The sequence below is a fragment of the Synechococcus sp. N5 genome (assembly GCF_900473925.1).
Lineage (GTDB): Bacteria > Cyanobacteriota > Cyanobacteriia > PCC-6307 > Cyanobiaceae > Parasynechococcus.
The window spans coordinates 390,895-410,692 of sequence record NZ_UCNI01000001.1; the positions used below are offsets into that span (position 1 = coordinate 390,895).

The window sequence follows — 19,798 nt, forward strand, 5'->3', positions numbered from 1 at the left end:
ACCATGACTGAAGCATCGTCATCGGCACAAGCGGCCACGGTCCTCAGATTGCGCTGGTCCCTCAGCAGCATGCGCCGCAAGGTGTGGCTCGTTTCTGGTCTGGTGGTTCTGATCAGCCTGTTGGGCCTGGTGCTCAGCTGGTTGGATCCTGCGATTCGTGCTCCTCTCCGTCCCGGCCTGGATTTCACCGGTGGCACGCAGATTCAACTGGAGCGTCGCTGTGATGATGCCTGCACCGAGCTCAAGGCGATTCAGGTTTCGGATGTGATCCGCAGCCTGGAGCTGCCCCAGGAGGAGGGTCAACCTCTCCCCAACCTGGGCGCTCCCCGGGTTCAGCTTCTGGATGGCGGTCAGTCGTTGTTGCTGCGCCTGCCAACCTTGTCGGCTGCCCAGGGCCAAGCGGTGATTGAGGCGGTTGAACCCGTTGCAGGACCATTCCTCTCCGGTGGTCAATCGGTCGACACGATCGGGCCGAGCCTGGGCAAACAATTGCTGCGCAGCAGTCTGATTTCTCTGTTGGTGGCCTTCAGCGGTATTGCGGCCTACATCAGCTTCCGCTACGACCGCCGCTACGCGTTTCTCGCTCTGGTGGCGCTGGCCCATGACGTGGCGATCGTCTGTGGAGTTTTTGCCTGGCTCGGGGTTGTGCTCCAGCTGGAGGTGGACAGCCTCTTTGCAGTTTCATTGCTGACCATTGCTGGTTATTCGGTCAACGACACGGTGGTGGTCTTTGATCGCATCCGTGAACGCAGCAAGGATGCTGCCGACCTGCCGCTTTCGGTGCAGGTGGATCAAGCGGTGTCCGCCACCTTGACCCGCACGCTGTACACCAGCGGAACCACCTTGCTGCCTCTCTTGGCGCTCGTGTTTTTCGGTGGAGCAACGCTGTATTGGTTTGCCATTGCCCTCGCCCTCGGGGTTGTTGTTGGTTCCTGGTCGAGCATCGCCCTGGCGCCCTCGTTGCTCACGCTGTGGGACCGCTCCCGTGACTAAATCCAGCGGTAATTCAGAGCGGAGACGCCGTGCTGTTTTGGCCCGTTGGTTTCCAATTCTGTTGATCCTGCTGGCTCTGGCTGATCTGCGCACCGAAGTTCTGCTGCTCAGTGATCAGTTCACGATCACAGGGCTTGGTTATGCCATTCGGCATCATCAGCTTGCTGTGGTGGTCTTGCTGGGTTCCGGCTCTCTCTGGCGTCGTTTCGGTTAGCGCTTGGGGCTGGTGCCGAATTCCCGCCAGATCGAATCCCAGGTGCGTTGTTTCACCTCGGCGTTCCACTGGCCCTGGCTGTGGGTTGAGGCCCACCACGATTCGAACAGATCGTGGGCTTCCTCTTGCAGCAAATCGGGGTCAAGATTCTCGCGAACCAGCTGCATCACGGCCTGCCTCAGTTCCTCGTAACGGGAGAAATTGAAGATGACGTCCAAGCCCGCTCGTCTCACGACCTCTTGGACACACTATTGGATTGAAGAGCTTCAAGCTGGCCTCTTTGGTATCGGAGTGAACGTCATGGCCTGCAAAGGCTGAGTTACGACTCAATTGGTTGCTCAGGTTCCATGGAGTTGAATCCTGGTCTCAGCGAGGTGGTCTTCGGCTTGCGTGCTGAGGTTGAGGCTTTGAAGACGCGCTTGAACAAGATTGAGCGTGGCCAAGAGGTCGCGGTTTCTGCGGCCTATTGGCAAGCGGTTGAGCGGGAGCGTGATTCGAGAGAAAAGAAGCGGCGTCAGCTGCTCTGATCTGGTCGAAAAAAATGGGACCCTCTCCCAAGAGTCCCAAGGCTCGACGCGTCGTTCTCACGACTCCGCAAAAATACGCATGCAGGTCGGGTCTCAGGTGTGACCCTTGCTACCGGATGTTCGTTCGGATACAGACCTCATGGCTGGATTCACGTCCAGCGGTCCATGACCTGCTGCACCACCACCCGCTGCATCAACACCTGAAGCACCACAACCAAAGGAAGGGCTAGCAGCACGCCCGGAAGCCCGAGTAGAGCGCCAAGGCTGAGCTGAGCCGTTAAGGCCACTGTTGGCAGCAGATTCACGGTTTTGCGCAGCAGCAGTGGTGTGAGCAGAAATGCCTCCAGGTTCTGCAGCACCAGCCGGAACACCAGAACCGACAGCATCAATTGCGGCGACTGCAGCAGGGCCAATCCTGTGGGCAGCAGCGTTGCCGCCGTGGGCCCGATGGTTGGCACGAACGTGAGCAGCCCGCACACCAGGGCACTCAAAAGGGCCAGGGGTGATTTCAGCAGCAACAGGCCGCCCCAGGTGAGCAGAAAGACGGTGGTGGCGGAGAGGGTCATGCCACTGAGCCACCCCCCCAACGCTTGCCTGCACTCGTCGAGCAGGTGCTCCATCCGCTCCCGGGCAGGTCGGGGCGTCATGGCCACCACCATGCGCCTGTGGGCGCTTGGATCCAAGGCCAGCAGAATCGCGAGCAGCACCATCAAGAACAGTTGAATCAGCGAGTGCGCTGCACCTCCTGCGAACCCCAGCAACGGCTGAAGTCCTTTCAGATTGAGGTCCTTCCCCAAAGCGTCATTCAGCTGCGCCAGGCGCGGCTCACTGCTCAGCAGGTCGGACACCTTGCTGACCAACTGCGGCAGATCCCGTCCCAGTTGCTGAAACTGGCTGATCAGTTCCGGCACCAGCAGTTGCCCCAGCAGCCCCCCGGCCAAGATTAAAATCCCCAGCACGGCCGCTAGGGCCTGGGGGCGCTCCAGTGGGGTTCGCTTCTGAACCTGAACAATCAGCACATCCAGGGCTACGGCCACCACCACGGCGCCAAAGAGCACCAGCAGCACCCAACGCAGGTGCCAGAGCAACAGCACCAGCACCACCAAGGTGAGTGCGATGAGAAATGTGCCGGCGGTCATCGAACCGGCTCCAGGCGTTTCCAGCGATCCAACACATCGTGGATCACCACTTCACGGATGATCACCTGCAGTACCACCGCCAAAGGCAGCGCCATCAGCAGTCCGAGGGGGCCAAACAGGAGTGTGAACAGGAACTGAGCCGCCAGAGTCAATCCGGGCAGCAGCTTCACCTGGTGGTGCATCACCGATGGTGTGATCACGTAACTCTCGATGTTCTGGATCACCACATAGGCACCCAGCACCGCAGCGGCCTTCCAGGGGGCATCCAACAGAGCCACCGCCATCGGGAAGATCGTGCTCATGGTTGGTCCCACATTGGGGATCACGTTCAACAGCCCTGCCAGGAGTGCATTGGCCAGAACGAGCTTCACGCCCAACAGCGTTAACGCAATGCTGCACAGCACAAACACTGCCAGGGAGCTGATCAGCACACCCACCATCCAGCTGCTCAAGGCAGCACCGCAATGATCCAGGATGCGACGCCCCCGGCGTCGGTAGAAGGAGGGAATCAACTGCAGGCCAACATTCCGATAGGCCTGGGGCTGAATGCTGATCATCAGAGCCACCGCCACTACGAACAAAAGCCGCAGGACGCCGTTGCCGAGGTTGCCTGCCAAACCGAGCAGACCCAGCAAGCCACTGCCCACACCAGCGGCGAGGGATGAACTGTCGGGCACAAGTTGGCGTGGACCGTTCAGGCCCAGTTGATCCAGATCGGGGAATGCATCGGCCCCATAAATGGCCTCACTGATGCTGTCGATCCAACCGAGTCCCAGCCGCACCAGGGTCTGACCCGCTTCGGGCAGCTTCTGCAACAGCAGCGCGAATTCCTCGAGAAACGGGGGGACAACAACACCAGTCGCACCGGCGACCAACAACAACAACCCAACGATGCAGAGCAGCAGGGCCAGGGGCCTTTGCATCGGCCGCCGCTCGCGAAGAATGCCCACCAAAGTGCACAGAGCCATGGCCAGAACCACTGCTGCGAAGATCAGCAGCAGCAGCTCACGCAGCGACCACAGCAGAACGATGGCTGCAATGAAGGCTGTCAGTAACAGCCACTGGGGCAGTCTCAAGCTTGCTGGTCGTCGGCCCCTTCAGTCTGATTGGAATCCTGGCTTTGTGAATAACCCAAGCCATTGGCATCGGCGTAGCGCTGGGCGAAGCGCATGAACCGCTCGAAGTCCTGCTCGGACTTCCATGAGTAAACGGCTTCAAGGGCACTGGCGGTGCCGTTCACGAATTTGCCATTCACTTCGCGGGTGACCATTTCGCCTTCTTCATCCACCATCCACATTCCGGTGATGTCACCCATGGTTTCGGGAGCAATCGCAGCAGGCTGCTCGAAACGGAAGGTGGCTTGACCGGTGCGGCCGTCGCGGCTGCGGGTCAGACGGATGTCGGGCACTACCGGCTCGTTGACTCCCCGAAAGAACTGAATCGCCGCTTTGCTCATGCCGTTCTCGAACCGTCGATGGGGGCGATCTTAATCGGGGATATCAACAAACCCGCCGTCGATCAAGGTCTCGGCGGCTTGATCAGCGCTGAGCCCTGAGAGATCGATCGTGTCGCGTTTGGGCGATCGCGCCAGTTCATGGTCGTAACACCGGTCGTAGTAATCGAGCGTGGCGCGGCAGGCGGTGGCCCAGTCCTCCCTGGCAATCGCTTCAAGGGCTTCCTTGGTGCGCTGAGGCCCCAGGCGTCGGCTGATCCGTTCGGTCGCCTCAGCTAGAGCGGCTCCCCCTTGGTGGCCGTACACCTGCACCAATTGGTTCACCCGTTCCCCGAGGTCGCGCTGAATCTCCAGCACAGGCGCCTCTTGCATCTGATCGAACAGGGCCTTGGGAATGCGGCAGCGGCCCACCTGGATGCTTTCCGCTTCCAACCAGATGGCTGTGGCTCCACAGCGTTGGTGTTGGTCCAAAGCCTCAGCCAATTGGTTCTCGTAGTGCTCGGTGCTGGGTTGATCCGGCAGACCCAGACCGCCGAAACTGCTGCCGCGGTGGTTGGCCAGCCCTTCCAGATCAACCACGGCTGCACCGCGCGCGGCCATGGCCAACAGCAGATCGGTTTTCCCTGTTCCCGTGCGGCCTCCCATCACGCGAAGGGGCCAGATCTGCTCAAAGCGGCTCTGTGCCCAGCGCCGATAGCTCTTGTAGCCCCCCTGAAGGAGCCTTGGCTTGAGATCGATCTGCTGGGCCAGCCAGGCCACGCTGGCCGAGCGCATTCCGCCCCGCCAGCAGTAGATCCGTGGTTCCCCCTGCTGACGCAGGTTGTCCAATTGGCGGGCCAGGCTGCTGAGCTTGGGGCCGGTGAGTTCAAGCCCCAGGTGAATCGCTGGTGTGCGTCCCTGCTGCTTGTAAGCGGTGCCCACTGCGGCACGTTCCTCATCGTTGAACAGCGGCACGTTGATGGCGCCGGGCCAGTGCCCCTTTTCAAATTCGCTGGGGCTGCGAACGTCCACCAGTGGACCTTTCAGCTCGCGAAGCTGCTGGATCTCGATTGAACTTGTTTCGCCCATGCCTGACATAGTGGCCAACACCGAGCCAGTTGGGGCCGGTTGCCACTCATGCTCTCCGGTTCCACACCCGCCACCAAACTCAGCATCGATCAGCTGCTGGATCGTTTCGCGAAGGGAACACCTCGCCAGCGTCGTCCGCTGATCAAGCAGATCGAAACCCGCGCCGAGGAGTTGGCTGCGGTGGGGCCAGACCTTCTGTCTGGCTTTGACCCCGCCGGTGATGACTGGGCTGCAGGTTGGATCTTGCAGGTGTTGCAGCGCCACCAGCCCGATGCAATCACCGCTCTCATTCCGTCGTCCGATCGAGGTTGGTTGACCACTGATTCCGGAGTTGGCCTGGATTACGGGCCGCTCCAGCAGGAGCTGCTCGATCAGAACTTTGAAGAGGCGGATCGCGTCACCAGCCAGTGCCTGCGTGAATTGGCCGGTGATGCCGCCCTGAAGCGGGGCTACGTCTACTTCACAGAAGTTGCGCCGATGTCAGGCGTTGATCTGGTCAGTCTTGATCGCCTCTGGACGGTCTATTCCCAAGGTCGCTTCGGCTTCACAGCCCAGTCCCAGTTGCTGTCAGCCCTCGATGGGCGTTACGAACGCCTTTGGCCCCGGATTGGCTGGAAATGTGATGGCGTCTGGACGCGTTATCCCGGTGCCTTTACCTGGTCGATCGAGGCTCCAGAGGGGCACATGCCGTTGATCAACCAGCTCCGTGGCGTTCGCCTGATGGATTCCCTCTTGAAGCATCCGGCACTTGTGGCCCGCAGATCCTGACGGGGCTTCCCATCAACGGTAAGTTCGAAACACCGACGTCAACGGGCCCCACTGTGCCGTCCAAGAGGTTTCGCTGGGCTGAGTTCACCTTGCCGTCGACCCTGCAGCTGGCTCCTCTGCTGGAGCTGCTGACAGAGCCCGTCGGTTGTGTTCTCACCAGTCAGCGGATTGAGCTGGGGTTGCATGAAGCCCTGGTCAATGCCGTTCGCCATGGCAATGCCGAGAACCCCGCCAAGAAGCTCCGTGTTCGCCGCATCCTCACGCCCAACTGGATGGTCTGGCAGGTTCAGGATGAGGGTTGCGGCCTCCCACAACAGTCCCGCACAGCCACCCTGCCGCCGGCTCTCGATGCTCCCAGCGGGCGTGGGTTGTTCCTGATCCATCAATGTTTTGATGATGTGCGCTGGAGCCGTCGGGGGAATCGCCTGCAGCTGGCCTGCCGTCGGCCCGTCAATGACGCGGACAGCCCGGATCCTTCAGCTCTCCTTTGAACCACCCCAGTGCCTGTTGGGTCAGGTTCTCCACTTCGGCGCTGTCCCCTTGGCGGAGCAGTTGCACCATCGCTGCTGCTAGTAACTCAGCTCCACGCCGCTGTCGGTTGCTCTTCAGCTGATGCCAGTCGCGATCGCCGATGCGGAGCAACTGGTGCAGTTCTTCCGCCTTGGCTGTAGCGGAGTCGGGCCATGGGGCGTCAGGTGAAGTCATCCCTGAATCAGCAGATCGATCTAGTTTCGGTTGCTGTGGGTGCAATGGCGTGGAACAGCGCAAAGGCCAACGACGCGTTCGTGAACTGCGTTGGTTGCACCATGCCTCACGGCTGGTGTTGCAAGGGCAATGTCAGGCCCATGCCCGGTCTGGTGTTGCGGCGCGGCGATGGCTGCAGCGCCGCAAACTTGCTGCGAATCTGATCACGCAACGGCCTGTGGGCTGGGCCCTCTCCCCAGTGTCTGGAGAGCGCTTCTGGAGATCCCTACGCTTCGGCGGGGCAGGCTTTGCCTTGGCCTGGCTGCTGGCGCAGCTTTGAACGCATCAGAAGATCAGGCCACACGTTGGCGATGAGCTTGGCCAACCACCACCAGCGAATTCGAGGCCGGTGCTGATTCCTTCGTGGGTGTAACCCCCGCGGGCTGTGCCATGTCCTGACCGCGAAGCCAGGCATTGTGCAGGGCTCGCCTGCGGCGATCTTCAGACAACACCAAACGATCGGCTGCAGCCTGAGGACTTTCCCCAGGCATCACGGCCGTGCGCAGGCAGATGCCGAACCCATGGGCTTCGACCTGCACATGGCCTTCCATCAGCACCACCTGGAATGTCCAGCCCTGAAGCCAACGCAGCCGGAAGGGATTGGTCATGACGTTCCCTTCGGGATCCATCACACCCTATGGCTCGCAGCCGTTCGTGCAAGGGACGCTGTCAGGGAATCCCCTCAGCTGGCCTCTGCGATGGGTTTGCGTGCCGACCAGACCCGCGTCATGAAGTGGGTTTCCGCGGTGATGCCTTCGAACCCTGCAGCTGAGAGGCGGGCGTCGATGTCGTCGCCGATGTAGTCGCGGTAGTAGGGCTCATGGAAGACGCGCCTGAAGTTCTCCATCACGGAGGCGAACTTGGCTGAATCGGCCATCTGCACAGAGTCGGCAAGCACGAACACACCACCGGGTTCAATCACCCGCCAGGCCTCGTTGAGCACGTTTTGGCGGGCGTGCGCCGGAAGTTCGTGCAGCAGGAACACACTTGTGACGGCCTGAACCGATTCATCAGCCAAGGGCAGTGATTCCCCATTGGCACGGATCAGCTGAACTAGCGATGCATCGCCGTCATTCAGCCAGCGGTTGGCTTGACGCAGGTACGACTCGGAGAGATCGGTTCCGATCAGTTGCGCGTGGGGAATAGCGGCGCGGATCTGCTGCAGGGTCCGGCCGGTGCCAGTAGCTACATCGAGAATTTTGAGGGAACCCGGAGCACGGTCTGCGAAGTGCTTCAAGCCGCGTTTCAGGGGAGCCAAAACCCTGCGTCGCATGGCATCGGCGGTGCCATTGAAGAGGATTTCCACCTGCAGGTCGTAAAGACCAGCCGAATGGTCACTCAGGTAGCCGTCGGTTTGATGGTGAAAATTCTGGAGGTAGTACTCGGGGTAGAGCGCTTTTTCGGTTTCCTTGGGGAGATCCCGCACATTGCGCTCGCGGCGTCGATCCCAGGTGGAGGGAAGATCCATCCAAACCTGCGGGTAGCGGCTGAGCCAGTCGAGCCAGGGTGCATCAAACAACAACTGCTCGGGGTAGATCCCCTGTTCGGCGTCCTGCCAGTCCTGTTCCTGGAGTTTCTTCATATCCAGCTGCAGCTCTCCAAGAACTTCGGCGGTCACGGGCTCCGTTTTCGGCACCGCATCCGGCGCCAACAGCTCCATCAGCTTGGTGCTCAGCTCCTTGTGGGCCAGGCCCGCGATGCTTTTGCCTTGCTGAAGCGTTTGGTACGCAAGCTTGCTCAGGGGCGTTGACGCCATCGCGGATTCAGACAACGGAACCATTCCAACGAATGAGGCGCACAATCGCGTGGCCAGCAGTCCACAAAAAAACCCGCCTCCTTGGAGGCGGGTCGTGGGTTGCAGGGGCGCTGATCAAGCGTCGTAGTACATGGTGAATTCGTGGGGGTGCGGCCGCTGGCGCAGCTGTTGCACCTCCTCGTACTTCAGGTCGATCCAGTTGTCGATGAAGTCGTCGCTGAATACACCGCCGGCGGTGAGGAAGCCGCGATCGGCATTCAACGCTTCCAGGGCACCGTTGAGGGATGCGGGGACCGTGGCGATCTTCGAGAGCTCTTCAGCCGGAAGTTCGAACAGGTCGCGATCTTCTCCATCGCCGGGATCGATCTGGTTCTTGATGCCGTCCAGACCAGCCATCATCATGGCGCTGAAGGCCAGATAGGGGTTGGCGAGGGCATCGCCGGAGCGGAACTCGAGGCGCTTGGCCTTCGGGCTCGGGCCGGTGAGCGGGATCCGCACGGCGGCAGAGCGGTTGCCCTCGGAGTAGACGAGGTTCACCGGGGCTTCGAAACCGGGCACCAAACGCTTGTAGCTGTTGGTGGTGGGGTTGGTGAAGGCCAGGAAGGCGGGGGCGTGCTTGAGGATGCCACCGATGTACCAGCGTGCCGTCTGCGAGAGGTTTGCGTAGGTGCCTTCGCCGAAGAACAGGGGCTGACCGCCTTTCCAGAGGCTCTGGTGCACGTGCATGCCGGAGCCGTTGTCGTTGAAGACCGGCTTGGGCATGAAGGTGGCTGTCTTGCCGTACTTCTTGGCCACGTTGCGCACGACGTACTTGTACGTCATCACGTTGTCGGCGGCCTGGATCAGCTCAGCAAATTTCATGCCGAGTTCGTGCTGACCCGCGCCTGCCACCTCGTGATGGTGCTTCTCGGTGGGAATGCCCAGCTGACCCATCAGCAGGAGCATCTCGGAGCGGATGTCCTGAGCGGTGTCGTTGGGAGCGACAGGGAAGTAGCCCTCCTTCTCCTGAATCTTGTAGGCGAGGTTGCCGCCTTCTTCGATCCGTCCGGTGTTCCAGCCCGCTTCGATCGTATCGACGCTGTAAAAGGAACCCCCTTCAGCCGAGTTGTAGCGGACGTCGTCGAAGAGGAAGAACTCCGGCTCAGGACCGAAGAAGGCCATGTCGGCGAGTCCGGTGCTGGCCAGATGATTCAGTGCCCGCTGGGCCAGGGCACGGGGGCAGCGCTCGTAGGGCTGGCCGGTGCGTGGCTCCTGAATCGAGCAGATCATGCTCAGGGTTTTGTGCCGGTAGAAGGGATCAACCCAGGCCGTGTTGGCGTCCGGCACCATGGCCATGTCGGAGGCCTGGATGCCTTTCCAGCCGCGGATGGATGAGCCGTCAAAAGCCAGGCCCTCCGTGAAGGATTCTTCCTCCAGCAGATCGGTGCACACCGTCAGGTGCTGCCACTTGCCGTGCAGATCGGTGAATTTGAGGTCGATCAGTTCGATGCCTTCGTCCTTGATCTGGCGCAGGACGTCCTGGGGGGATTTCGACATAAGAAGAGACTGCTCGACTGAATTGTGCAGTGATGTGACCGTATACAGCCACAAGACACCATTTTGTATCAAGAGGTACGTTTCAGCTGCTGGAAGGCGACTGCGTAACCGTTTCTGTCAACTTGGCTGAAATGCAGGCATGCCAAAGGATCTGCCCGCCTCAACGGTGTTAGCTTCCGCTGGGGATCCTCTGGAGATTCAGGGACATGCGCGATGCAATCAGCGGTCTGATCGGTCGTTACGACCAGCTGGGTCGCTATTTCGACCGCCCGGCGATCGACAGCATCAATGTGTATCTGGATGAATCGGCGCTGCGGATTCAGGCCGTAGAGCTGATCAACGGATCCTCGGCCGAGATTGTGCGTGAGGCGAGCCAGCGCCTGTTCCGGGATGAACCCGACCTGTTGCTGCCTGGCGGCAACGCCTACACCACCCGTCGGCTCGCCGCCTGCCTGCGGGATATGGACTATTTCCTGCGTTACGCCAGCTACGCCCTGGTGGCAGGTGACTCCACGATCCTCAATGAGCGTGTGCTGAACGGACTCGACGACACCTACAAGAGTCTCGGCGTTCCCACAGGCCCAACGGTCCGCAGCATCGTTCTGCTGGGAGAGGTTGTTTCCGAGATGCTTCTGGCAAACGGTGCTGCATCCGATCAGCTCGCCACCGTTCTTCAGCCGTTCGATCACCTGGCCAAGGGCCTGGGTGAAACCAATGTGCGCCAGCGCTGATCCAGCACGCTCAACGCAAGATCTGAACAGATTGCAATCAAGCCTCCCTCACCCCTTCCAAGGGGCGTGACTGCGTAGGCTCAACATTCGAACCAATGAACAGGGCTTTGGCGACGACGAACTCACTCCTCTCTGTTGACGATCGTCACCGCAAAGCCTTTGCACCGATCGGCACACCCGACCGCCTCCTGCTTGGACCAGGCCCCTCCAACGCCCACCCAACGGTTCTGAAGGCTCTGTCGCGAACCCCGATTGGTCACCTTGATCCTCTTTATGTGGATCTGATGGGCGAAGTGCAGGAACTTCTGCGTTACGCCTGGCAAACCGATAACCGCCTCACGCTTCCGATGAGCGGCACCGGCAGTGCTGCCATGGAGGCAACCATCGCCAACACCGTCGAGCCTGGAGACACCGTTCTGGTAGCGGTGAAGGGATATTTCGGCCTGCGACTGGCTGACATGGCCGGCCGCTATCGCGCTGAGGTGAAGACCATTGAAAAGCCCTGGGGTGAGTGGTTTTCCCTCGATGAGCTGGAAGCTGCCCTGATTGAGCACAAGCCCGCCATCCTGGCGATGGTCCATGCCGAAACCTCAACGGGTGTCTGTCAACCCATGGAGGGCATCGGCGACCTCTGTCGGAAGCATGATTGCCTTCTGCTGCTCGACACTGTCACCTCTCTCGGGGGCGTTCCGCTCTACATCGATGAGTGGAAAGTCGATCTCGCCTACAGCTGCAGCCAGAAGGGCCTGAGCTGCCCTCCCGGTCTCGGACCCTTCACCATGGGCCCCCGTGCCGAGGCCAAGATGACAGCCCGTCAGGGCAAGGGGCCCAACTGGTATCTGGACGTTTCCTTGCTGAACCAGTACTGGGGCAGCGACCGCGTCTACCACCACACCGCGCCGGTCAACATGAACTTCGGCATGCGTGAGGCCCTGCGTCTGCTGGCTGAAGAAGGTCTCGACCAGGCCTGGGCTCGCCATCGCAGCAATGCGGAGATGCTCTGGAAAGGCCTGGAAAGTCTCGGTCTTTCGATGCATGTGCCGGCCGAGCGCCGACTGCCCACCCTCACCACAGTTCGCATCCCTGAAGGTGTGGATGGCAAGGCCTTCAGTCAGCACCTGCTCAACAACCACGGCATTGAAGTTGGTGGTGGACTCGGCAGCCTGGCCGGCAAAATCTGGCGCATCGGCCTGATGGGGTACAACTCCACCCCTGAAAACGTGAACCGTCTGCTCAACCTGTTTGAGACAGAGCTGCCTCGCTTCAGCGGTTCCGTCGCCGCCGCCGCCTGAACCAGCGTTCCAGCTGCTCCCTCGCCTCGGGTTCGCGCACGCCCTGAATCACGTTCATGTGGTGATGGGCACTGGCATGGGTGGAGAGGTCAAGGCTTCCCCCCAGGCCACCGCGCTTGGGATCTGATGCCGCAAAAATCACAGTTCCCATGCGGGCCTGCACCAAGGCCCCCGCACACATGGGGCAGGGTTCGAGGGTGACGATCAGGGTGCAGTTGTTGAATCTCCAGTCGTCCTGAACGATCGCTGCCTGTTGCAAGGCCACCAGTTCGGCATGCCCGAGGGGATCCCTGTCGTTCTGGCGCCGGTTCCGCCCATGGCCGATGGCTCGGCCCTGTCCATCCAGGATCACTGCGGCCACCGGAACTTCTCCTTCCGCTCCAGCCTCCTCAGCGCGCTGGAGCAGAACATCCATCCAGCGAGTGAACTCATCCCGCTGATCCACTGCTGTTCCACGTTGTCCTTTGAGCACCATCCCACGAGACGCGAAGATCGGTGCAGTTCACGGATCTCCGTTGCAAGCCTGTTCCGAGTCTCAGCACCCACCGGATCGGCTTGCTCCGTTCGCCATCCCCTCGGCCGAAGACCCGGTGCTGAGGAACTTCCTGCATCGCAGTTCGGATCTGCTCTGCCGTTGGATCGGCTCCGCTGATCGATCAAGCCCGGTCCCCGTCATGCGGCCCTTGCCTGACGTGGCACCAGGGCTTGATGGGGCCAGCGTTGAATCGCTACTCAGTGATCTTCAGCAGGTGATGGATGGGGCGTATCAGCCGTCCCATCCCGGTGCTCTCGCCCATCTCGATCCGCCCCCGCTTACTGCGTCGATTGCGGCGGAATTGGTCTGTGCAGGTCTCAACAACAACCTCCTGGCCGAGGAGCTTTCGCCTGGTCTGACCGGCCTGGAACATGACCTCTGCCGCTGGTTCTGCCACAGGATTGGCCTGCCCGCCGGTTCCGGAGGGGTGCTGGCCAGCGGCGGGACCCTGAGCAATCTCATGGCCCTGGTGGCCGCACGGGCGGCGTCGAAGGCCAGCCATCGGGATCCTGTGCTGCTGTGCAGCCAAGACGCTCACGTCTCGATCAACAAGGCGGCAAAGGTGATGGGGCTGGCGGATGATGCCCTTCAGACGCTTCCCGTGGCCGCGGATGGTGGCCTTTGCCTCGAGGCTTTGGCCAAGCGTTTAAGAGCTCTGCAAGCGGCGGGGCGGCCTTGTCTGGCGGTGGTGGCCACGGCCGGCACCACGGTGCGCGGAGCCATTGATCCTCTCTCGGATCTGGCAATCCTCTGCCGTGATGCCGGAGTCTGGTTGCACATTGATGCGGCCATCGGCGGTGTGTTCGCCCTCACGGCCCGCCATGCCTCTCTGATGGATGGCATGGAATCTGCCGATTCGATCACGCTGAATCCACAGAAATTGCTGGGCATCACCAAGGCGTCATCCCTGCTGTTGCTTCGGGATCGAACCCATTTGCGTCAGGCCTTTTCAACAGGATTGCCCTACATGGAGGCGCCCAGGGGGATGGATCACGGAGGTGAGATCGGCTTGCAGGGCACCCGACCTGCAGAGATCCTCAAGCTTTGGCTGGGCCTGCGCCAGTTGGGCGAGGCGGGCATCGAAGCAACGCTCAGCGGAGCTTTGCAACGGCGAACCGCCTTCGCAGCCCAATTGGACCCGGAGAAGTTCACGTTGCTGGCGGGTGACCTGCACCTGCTGGCCTTTCATCCCAAACATGGAGATGCTGCTGCAGCCGGCCGTTGGAGTGAAGACACCCGGCAAATGCTGCTGTCTCACGGCTACATGCTGTCGCGACCGTTCTACGGCGACCGTTTCTGCCTCAAGGCGGTTTTTGGAAACCCCCACACCACGGCTCAGCACCTCAGCGACCTGTCGGGACGACTGAATGAATCGCTGGCTCCAGCCTGATCGTTCACAATCGCCATCGTTGGAGACGCTTCGATGCCGGAACAGCAGCAGGGTTCACGCTGGGTTGCCATCGTCACCGGGGCGATCTCCGTGGCGATTGGTGTGCTCTATCTGCTTCTGATCACCGTTCTGGATGCCCGGGGGCCGATGCTTCCCCCTCCTGCTGAGGCCCTGGCCGGGGGGGAAGACGTCCCGCCGCAGACTGCTGAAGCGGTTCAACCACTTGCCGCATGGCACTGGCCAGAAAGCGCTGCAGTGAGAGTTCCCGTCGGTTGAGCTCAAAGGCCTGTTGAACCACGGTCTGCATGCCACCGTCACCCCAGTCCTGGTCCTGTTCGAAGTAGCGCATGAAACTGCTTCCGGCGATTCTGGTTAGCCATGCGGTCACCACCCCCTGGAGCACCTGCCCCAGCACCAGAGTGGGCAAGCTCAGGCTCAGGCTGGTGCGCAGCAAGCTCATGGCACCTTTGACGATGCCCAACTTGCCCAGGGTCTGTCCAAGGGACAGGGCCAGATCCTTGGCGCGATCACGGGACATCTCGACCCCATAGATCTTGGCCATCTCAAGGATCATCTGGGCATTCACCGCTGCGGTGCTCAACAGATCCACCCCGGGTAGCGGATTGGCAGCGACAATCCCCGCTCCCATCCAGCTGTAGCGGTCAATGCAACGTTTGGCTTCCCGAGACCGCTGGTTGTTCAACAGGTCACGCCCGCGGCTGTCGAGGGATCGGCACTGCAGAAGGATGTTGTCGGCAATCAATTCCTCCCCCTCGGCGTGCAGCACAACGGCGAGGCGCTGCAGCAGATCGCTGACGTCAGGCAGCGGCTGCAGCGGGCGACGGCCGGGTTGAGGAATCGATTGAGGAGAGGCGCTGCAGGCCACCACATCAGCAGCGTTGAGCTGTCCCTGGCAACGGGAGCGAAGCACCTGCAGGAGCCTTTTCTCCTCGTCAACTCCGCGTAAATCCCGCTTGTTCAGCACCAGGAGCAGCCGCTTGCCGAGCCCGGCGAGCGAGGTCACGACGGCGTATTCCGAGGCTCTGAGGTCCCCATCTACCACCACGATCAATAGATCGGCACGAACCGCCCGACGACGGGCTGTTTCCTCCCGGCTGAGTCCTTCGTCTCCGGCTTCCAGGATTCCTGGGGTGTCCACGAGCTGAAGACCACGCTCCAGGCCTTTCAAACGCAGCCGGTAGGCGCGGCTGGTTTTGGTCACGCCCATGGGCGCTCCCACATCGCCGACCATTTCATTGAGCAGGGCACGGATCAGCGATGTCTTGCCACTAGATCCAGTGCCGAACACCACAACCACCAGATCGCCTCGCTTCAGTTCCTCGGCGACCCGGTCGCGTTCGTACTGAAGGCTGCGGCGACTGATGTCGTCCTGAATGCGTTCGATCAGACGATCCACATGGCCGAGGCTGGTGGTCGCGGCATCCCGCCGGTTCTGTGGAGCCGGGGTGGCTTGGCGTGGGTGTTGGCTTGGGCGTGATTTCAGGCGCTTCCACATCGGCCAACCCACCTGCACCGCCAGAGTGGCCACCAGCGCGAACCCCAGCAGCAGCACCGGCGTCAGCAACCAGGGAGGCAGGAAGTAACTCAGATCCCACAGCAGGCTGCGGATGGTCTGAACGGCAGCGCCGATAAGCACGAGTGCCACAAAGGCAACGGCGAGACCGAGCAGCAACCGGGTTTGGCGTTTCATGCCTGCGTCACACCAGCCTCAGGGCAAGTTTGGGTCAGCCACGGCTGTTGTCACGGAGGTTGTTGTCACGAAGGCTCTTGTCACGGAGGCTGCTGTCACCCCGGCGGGTCCAGAGGTCGATGGCAAAGCAGAGCACGGCGAGATTGATGGCGACATCCGCCCCGTTGAAGATCGGGAAATTGATCGGTTCGAGGGCTAGAAAATCCACCACGTGGCCAAGACGCCAACGGTCGATCCCATTGCCCACGGTTCCGCCTAGAAGCGCTGCTGCGGCGAGGGCCTGCCAGAACGGCAGCACCCGTTCATGCCAGATCCACAGGATTAGCCCAATGCCCACCCCCAAGCTGAGCAGCCCAAGCAGGGCAGTGGAGCCCTGCAAAACACTGAAGGCTGCGCCGGTGTTGTGCACCAATTGCAGCGAGAGCAGATCTGGCAGCAGGGGTAGGGATTGACCCCCTCGCAGAGCGCTCGAGGCCGCCGCCTTGCTCAGCTGATCCACCACCACGATCACAAGGGCAATCAGCAGGGTTGAGCGACGTGGAAGTGGTCTCTTCATGGCTCGATGATCAGCAACCGACGAAGCACAATTGAAAGGAATCCTGCACCGATGCAGAGCAGCATCTGAGCCGGTAGCGGACCGATTGAAAACTGCATCAGCAGCTGGGGAAAATCAAGGCTCCATCGCCCCAGCAGTGCCCCGAGGGCGAGATTCAGCACCCCGCAGATCTGGAGAACGAGCAGCCCTGCCAGGGCACAGAGCGACTGTCTGGGCAGGTCATCCATGCCGTCCTGCTGCGCCAGTCGACCGGTGAGCCAGGCTGCGGGCACGAAGCCCGCGAGATAGCCGAAACCCGGTTCAAGCACGTAGTTCAGCCCTCCACCGCCATGGAACACCGGCAGGCTGAACAATCCCAGGCTCAGATAGCCAACAGCGGCCATCACGCCGGCACGCGGGCCACTGACCATGGCGCAGAGAAGCAGCGCTGGCACCTGCCACGTGACCGGCAGGGGGAGAAGGATCGGCTCGGGAGCAGGCAGGAACAACGCGGCCGGCACAAGACCACCGATGAGGATGGCCAGCAGACCCGCCAGGGCACCACACCAGGAGGCGAGAGCCCTCACATCACTCACTCAACTCGGCCCATCCTGCTCGACAATGCAGATCCTGCCCAGTTCAGATGTCGGTATCCATTGGTGATCAGCTGCGCCTGTCGCAGCAGCTTCCGTACCTCAAGTCGGCGGATCCGATGCCGATGCTGCGACCGCCGGATCTGGTGGCCGCCGGTGAAGTGGGCGAGGTGGTTGCACTTCATCCGATGGACACGGTTGCTGTGCGTTTTCGCCGGGGCACATTTCTGATCCCCCTCGATCGGCTGGATCCGGTGGATGCCGCTGAGGTGGACTAAGCAGCGTCCCGCCGATCCCAGCGCCGTTCAAGCTGCTTCAGTGCAGCGGAAGTTCCGCACAGGCTGAGTCGTGGTTCCCTCAGCCAACGTTGGGCGGCATGGAGCACATCCGTCGGTGTCAGTTCCGCAAGAGCCCGCACACAGCGCTGGTCATGATTGTCGGGGAGCCCTTGGGCCTTCAGCTGAACCCGTCGCTCTGCCCGTTGGGAGCAGGTCTGCAGGCCCTGGGCGAGCTGACCGATGTACTTGGCCCGTGCGAGCTCGAGTGCGGCCTCACTGAGGGGTTGCTCACTCAGCTCGTCCCAGATGTTCAGCAGCAAGTCCAGCGCGAGCTCTGAGCGCTCCTCCACGCTCGAGGCCATCAGCACAAAGGGCGCCGGTCCTGCCAGGGCAGGGAAGTGCGCGGCCACGTCGTAGGCCACGCCATGGTCTTCCCGCAGGCGCTGGAACAGCAGGCTCGACATCCCCACCCCCAGATGGCATTGCAACAGTCGCAACGCCAGTTCATCCGGGTGTCCATGCCCCAGCGTCGCCTGCCCAAGCATCAGAACCACCTGTTCGGTGTCCATTGCTTCGAGCTGGATCGTTTCGGTTCCTACTGCTTCGGCGTAGGGACGGCGGCCTGAGCGATCGTTGCCGCTCCCTTCTGGCCAGTCGCGAAAGTCCTCAAGGGAGCCAATCGTGTCGATGATTTGCGGTGGGACGCTGCCCGCCAGGGCGAGAACGCTCGATGCCCTCGGTAGCCGCTCGGCCAGGGGGAGAAGTGCCTCCCGATCCACATCATCCAGCTCTTCAGCGATGCCCATCGGGTCGTGGCCGTAGCCCCCGTTGCCATAGGTCAGCTGCCGCCATCCGGTTGTGGCGCAATGGAAGGGATCCTCCCGCTGCCGTTGCAAGGCCTGAATCGTGAGCGAACGTTCAAGGGCCACCTGGCCAGGCTCAAGCCGGGGGGAACGAACCATCTGGGCCAGCAGGGGCAGGAGCTGCTCCGCGTCTTCCACCGTGCAGCGCAGGCTCAGCACGAGCGCATCTTCCTGGGCATCGCAGCGCAGACCTGCTCCGCATCCCTCAACAAGGTCCGCCAGGTCAACGTGGTTGTGTCGTCCACAGCCGCGGCTGAGCAGAGATGCCAGCAGGTCATGGGCCCCCCGTGTTTCTGCAGGGTCGTCGGCGCTGCCGAAAGGAAGCAGCAGTTTCGCGGCCAGAATCCCCGGGCTTGAGACCGGTTCGATCAGCAGTTCGAGGTTGCTCATCCGTCTTTCGTCTTTGTCTGGGCGGTCAGCACAAACGCCTGTTCGGGTTGAAGCCTTGGGAACAGGTCTGAGCGAAGCCGCTCGGCCGTCCATGGCGGCAGGAAAGCAATAGGATGGAGCAGATCCTGCTGCCGGTCCCAGAGGGTCTGGCTGGCGCTGAGCCCAGACACCTGGCCCGTCGATTCCAAGGCATAGCGCAGTCCGTTGCTCACCAGCTGCTGGCCCCGTTTCAGCTCCTGATCGCTCACGAGCTCTTCCGCCATGGCGCGCAGCTGCCGGTTCACCTCGTCTTCCACAGCCTCCAGATGCTCGTCTGGACAGATCACCTCCAGCGTGATCAGGCTTCCCTGCTCCAGAACCGAGAGGTCCATCGACACGCTTTCAACGATCTGCAGTTCCTCCCTCAAGCGGTTCACGAGACGACTGCGTCTTCCTTCCCCCAGCAGGGTTGTGGCGAGATCAGCGGCCATCACGCCTGTTTGATCCTGGGCCCGTGGAGCTTCCCAGAGCATCAGCAGTCGGGCGGATTCGAGCCGGTCCACAACAACGCTTTCGCGTCCAGGACGCACGCTCAGGGGCGATGACGGTGATGAGGGCTCAGGCGCATCCAGGAGGTCCGCCAGAGCCGAGGAACCCAGGGCACTGCGCAGCTCCGCTGACGAAGGCCCGGCCATCGCCAGACAGCAGTTGGAACCGCGGTACTGCCGCTGATGAAACGCCCGCATGGCCTCGGGCGTCATGGCCTCCAGGCTGCGGGGGGTACCCAGGATGGGTCGGCCGTAGGGGTGCTGGTCACAGCCCTTGCTCAACAGCAGTTGCAGCACCTGCTCATTGGGTTGATCGGCGTATTGAGCGATCTCTTCAAGCACCACCCCCCGTTCCGTGTTGAACCCGTCAGGCTCGAGGCTTGGCTGCAACACCAGTTCCAACAACAGATCCAACGCTTCGCGGGCTCGATCCGGGGGTGTCAGCACGTGGAAGTGAACGTCATCAAAGCCTGTAGCGGCATTGCTGCTGCCCCCCAGAGCTTCGATGGCTTCATCGAATGCCCCTGCGGCCAGTCGCTCACTTCCCTTGAACACCATGTGCTCCAGGAAATGGGCCATGCCCTCTTCCCCTGGCTGCTCACTGGCACTGCCGGCACGGCACCAGAGATCGAGACAGGTCAGGGGTGCATCCGGCATGTCCGCCGTCACGCAGCGCACTCCGTTGGGGAGGGTCCAATGGTCCAGTGGGGGACCGGAGAACGGAAGGTTCAGAACTGCGTGGCAAAGTTCCATTC

The 19,798-nt window shown here is 61.5% G+C and carries 25 protein-coding genes; 10 read left to right on the forward strand and 15 right to left on the reverse strand.

What is annotated here, in order from left to right; all coding sequences use genetic code 11:
- The first annotated feature begins 3 nt into the window (after nt 1-3).
- Nucleotides 4-993, forward strand: a complete 990-nt coding sequence (gene secF / locus DXY03_RS02285) for a protein translocase subunit SecF (RefSeq protein WP_115008939.1) — start codon at nt 4-6, stop codon at nt 991-993.
- On the forward strand, nt 986-1,207 hold the full coding sequence (locus tag DXY03_RS02290) for a hypothetical protein (RefSeq protein WP_115008940.1): 222 nt from the start codon (nt 986-988) through the stop codon (nt 1,205-1,207). The genes secF and DXY03_RS02290 overlap by 8 nt, the downstream gene beginning before the upstream one ends.
- On the opposite strand, the gene DXY03_RS02295 is transcribed toward DXY03_RS02290, so the two are convergent.
- Nucleotides 1,204-1,425 (reverse strand): hypothetical protein, encoded by a 222-nt coding sequence (locus tag DXY03_RS02295; protein WP_115008941.1) that lies wholly within the window; start codon nt 1,423-1,425, stop codon nt 1,204-1,206. The genes DXY03_RS02290 and DXY03_RS02295 overlap by 4 nt on opposite strands.
- Nucleotides 1,426-1,554: 129 nt before the next feature.
- On the opposite strand from DXY03_RS02295, the gene DXY03_RS02300 reads away from it, so the two are divergent.
- Nucleotides 1,555-1,734 carry a hypothetical protein gene (locus DXY03_RS02300; RefSeq protein ID WP_115008942.1) on the forward strand — a complete coding sequence of 60 codons (180 nt, stop codon included), beginning with the start codon at nt 1,555-1,557 and terminating at the stop codon, nt 1,732-1,734.
- A gap of 149 nt (nt 1,735-1,883) precedes the next feature.
- Here DXY03_RS02300 and DXY03_RS02305 read toward each other — a convergent pair whose 3' ends face one another.
- The 4 genes from DXY03_RS02305 to mnmH are packed head-to-tail and all read right to left on the reverse strand — an operon-like array spanning nt 1,884 to nt 5,403.
- Nucleotides 1,884-2,873, reverse strand: a complete 990-nt coding sequence (locus tag DXY03_RS02305; RefSeq protein WP_115008943.1) for an AI-2E family transporter — start codon at nt 2,871-2,873, stop codon at nt 1,884-1,886.
- Nucleotides 2,870-3,949 carry an AI-2E family transporter gene (locus DXY03_RS02310; protein WP_115008944.1) on the reverse strand — a complete coding sequence of 360 codons (1,080 nt, stop codon included), beginning with the start codon at nt 3,947-3,949 and terminating at the stop codon, nt 2,870-2,872. The genes DXY03_RS02305 and DXY03_RS02310 overlap by 4 nt, the downstream gene beginning before the upstream one ends.
- Entirely contained in the window at nt 3,946-4,329 is a 384-nt protein-coding gene (gene psb28, locus DXY03_RS02315) for a photosystem II reaction center protein Psb28 (RefSeq protein WP_025362320.1), read from the reverse strand. The genes DXY03_RS02310 and psb28 overlap by 4 nt, the downstream gene beginning before the upstream one ends.
- Nucleotides 4,330-4,359: 30 nt before the next feature.
- The gene (gene mnmH, locus DXY03_RS02320) at nt 4,360-5,403 is read right to left on the reverse strand and encodes a tRNA 2-selenouridine(34) synthase MnmH (RefSeq protein ID WP_115008945.1); all 1,044 of its coding nucleotides are present in this window, start codon (nt 5,401-5,403) and stop codon (nt 4,360-4,362) included.
- A gap of 39 nt (nt 5,404-5,442) precedes the next feature.
- Here mnmH and DXY03_RS02325 point away from each other — a divergent pair, with 39 nt between their 5' ends.
- Together DXY03_RS02325 and DXY03_RS02330 are read left to right on the forward strand one after the other, a co-directional pair.
- Nucleotides 5,443-6,162 carry a GUN4 domain-containing protein gene (locus tag DXY03_RS02325; RefSeq protein WP_115008946.1) on the forward strand — a complete coding sequence of 240 codons (720 nt, stop codon included), beginning with the start codon at nt 5,443-5,445 and terminating at the stop codon, nt 6,160-6,162.
- Nucleotides 6,163-6,215: 53 nt separating this feature from the next.
- Nucleotides 6,216-6,653, forward strand: coding sequence for an ATP-binding protein (locus tag DXY03_RS02330; protein WP_115008947.1), 438 nt, complete (start codon nt 6,216-6,218; stop codon nt 6,651-6,653).
- Here DXY03_RS02330 and DXY03_RS02335 read toward each other — a convergent pair.
- A complete protein-coding gene (locus DXY03_RS02335; protein ID WP_115008948.1) occupies nt 6,613-6,867 on the reverse strand; it encodes a DUF6439 family protein in 255 nt (84 codons plus the stop codon). The two genes, DXY03_RS02330 and DXY03_RS02335, sit on opposite strands and share 41 nt — an antisense overlap.
- 49 nt (nt 6,868-6,916) lie before the next feature.
- Between DXY03_RS02335 and DXY03_RS02340 the strand changes: the two genes are divergently transcribed.
- Nucleotides 6,917-7,186 (forward strand): hypothetical protein, encoded by a 270-nt coding sequence (locus DXY03_RS02340; protein WP_115008949.1) that lies wholly within the window; start codon nt 6,917-6,919, stop codon nt 7,184-7,186.
- A gap of 13 nt (nt 7,187-7,199) precedes the next feature.
- On the opposite strand, the gene DXY03_RS02345 is transcribed toward DXY03_RS02340, so the two are convergent.
- The 3 genes from DXY03_RS02345 to glnA form a co-directional block, all read right to left on the reverse strand.
- Nucleotides 7,200-7,514: a copper-binding protein gene (locus DXY03_RS02345; RefSeq protein ID WP_114989051.1), complete on the reverse strand. Its 315-nt coding sequence runs from the start codon at nt 7,512-7,514 to the stop codon at nt 7,200-7,202.
- A 74-nt stretch (nt 7,515-7,588) separates the two neighbouring features.
- Complete coding sequence (locus DXY03_RS02350; protein ID WP_115009258.1) at nt 7,589-8,662, reverse strand: class I SAM-dependent methyltransferase; 1,074 nt, start codon at nt 8,660-8,662, stop codon at nt 7,589-7,591.
- A 114-nt stretch (nt 8,663-8,776) separates the two neighbouring features.
- Nucleotides 8,777-10,198 (reverse strand): type I glutamate--ammonia ligase, encoded by a 1,422-nt coding sequence (gene glnA / locus DXY03_RS02355; protein WP_114989052.1) that lies wholly within the window; start codon nt 10,196-10,198, stop codon nt 8,777-8,779.
- A gap of 206 nt (nt 10,199-10,404) precedes the next feature.
- On the opposite strand from glnA, the gene DXY03_RS02360 reads away from it, so the two are divergent.
- Together DXY03_RS02360 and DXY03_RS02365 are read left to right on the forward strand one after the other, a co-directional pair.
- Nucleotides 10,405-10,929, forward strand: a complete 525-nt coding sequence (locus DXY03_RS02360; protein ID WP_115008950.1) for an allophycocyanin subunit beta — start codon at nt 10,405-10,407, stop codon at nt 10,927-10,929.
- Between the two features lie 95 nt (nt 10,930-11,024).
- The gene (locus DXY03_RS02365; protein ID WP_115008951.1) at nt 11,025-12,221 is read left to right on the forward strand and encodes an alanine--glyoxylate aminotransferase family protein; all 1,197 of its coding nucleotides are present in this window, start codon (nt 11,025-11,027) and stop codon (nt 12,219-12,221) included.
- On the opposite strand, the gene DXY03_RS02370 is transcribed toward DXY03_RS02365, so the two are convergent.
- A complete protein-coding gene (locus DXY03_RS02370; protein WP_115008952.1) occupies nt 12,193-12,696 on the reverse strand; it encodes a nucleoside deaminase in 504 nt (167 codons plus the stop codon). The genes DXY03_RS02365 and DXY03_RS02370 overlap by 29 nt on opposite strands.
- Nucleotides 12,697-12,736: 40 nt before the next feature.
- Between DXY03_RS02370 and DXY03_RS02375 the strand changes: the two genes are divergently transcribed.
- Nucleotides 12,737-14,146: an aminotransferase class V-fold PLP-dependent enzyme gene (locus DXY03_RS02375; protein WP_115008953.1), complete on the forward strand. Its 1,410-nt coding sequence runs from the start codon at nt 12,737-12,739 to the stop codon at nt 14,144-14,146.
- 121 nt (nt 14,147-14,267) lie between these two features.
- Here DXY03_RS02375 and DXY03_RS02380 read toward each other — a convergent pair whose 3' ends face one another.
- Genes DXY03_RS02380 through DXY03_RS02390 form a run of 3 tightly spaced genes read right to left on the reverse strand, consistent with a single transcriptional unit; the run spans nt 14,268 to nt 16,979 of the window.
- Entirely contained in the window at nt 14,268-15,857 is a 1,590-nt protein-coding gene (locus DXY03_RS02380) for a YcjF family protein (RefSeq protein WP_115008954.1), read from the reverse strand.
- Nucleotides 15,858-15,891: 34 nt separating this feature from the next.
- Nucleotides 15,892-16,413 (reverse strand): signal peptidase II, encoded by a 522-nt coding sequence (lspA, locus tag DXY03_RS02385; RefSeq protein WP_115008955.1) that lies wholly within the window; start codon nt 16,411-16,413, stop codon nt 15,892-15,894.
- Nucleotides 16,410-16,979 (reverse strand): biotin transporter BioY, encoded by a 570-nt coding sequence (locus DXY03_RS02390; RefSeq protein WP_115009259.1) that lies wholly within the window; start codon nt 16,977-16,979, stop codon nt 16,410-16,412. Before DXY03_RS02390 ends, lspA begins: the two co-directional genes overlap by 4 nt.
- A gap of 56 nt (nt 16,980-17,035) precedes the next feature.
- Here DXY03_RS02390 and DXY03_RS02395 point away from each other — a divergent pair, with 56 nt between their 5' ends.
- Nucleotides 17,036-17,263 (forward strand): DUF3148 domain-containing protein, encoded by a 228-nt coding sequence (locus DXY03_RS02395; protein ID WP_006849608.1) that lies wholly within the window; start codon nt 17,036-17,038, stop codon nt 17,261-17,263.
- On the opposite strand, the gene DXY03_RS02400 is transcribed toward DXY03_RS02395, so the two are convergent.
- On the reverse strand, nt 17,260-18,516 hold the full coding sequence (locus DXY03_RS02400; protein WP_115008956.1) for a pitrilysin family protein: 1,257 nt from the start codon (nt 18,514-18,516) through the stop codon (nt 17,260-17,262). The two genes, DXY03_RS02395 and DXY03_RS02400, sit on opposite strands and share 4 nt — an antisense overlap.
- Nucleotides 18,513-19,796: a pitrilysin family protein gene (locus DXY03_RS02405; protein ID WP_115008957.1), complete on the reverse strand. Its 1,284-nt coding sequence runs from the start codon at nt 19,794-19,796 to the stop codon at nt 18,513-18,515. The genes DXY03_RS02400 and DXY03_RS02405 overlap by 4 nt, the downstream gene beginning before the upstream one ends.
- Between the last annotated feature and the right edge of the window lie 2 nt (nt 19,797-19,798).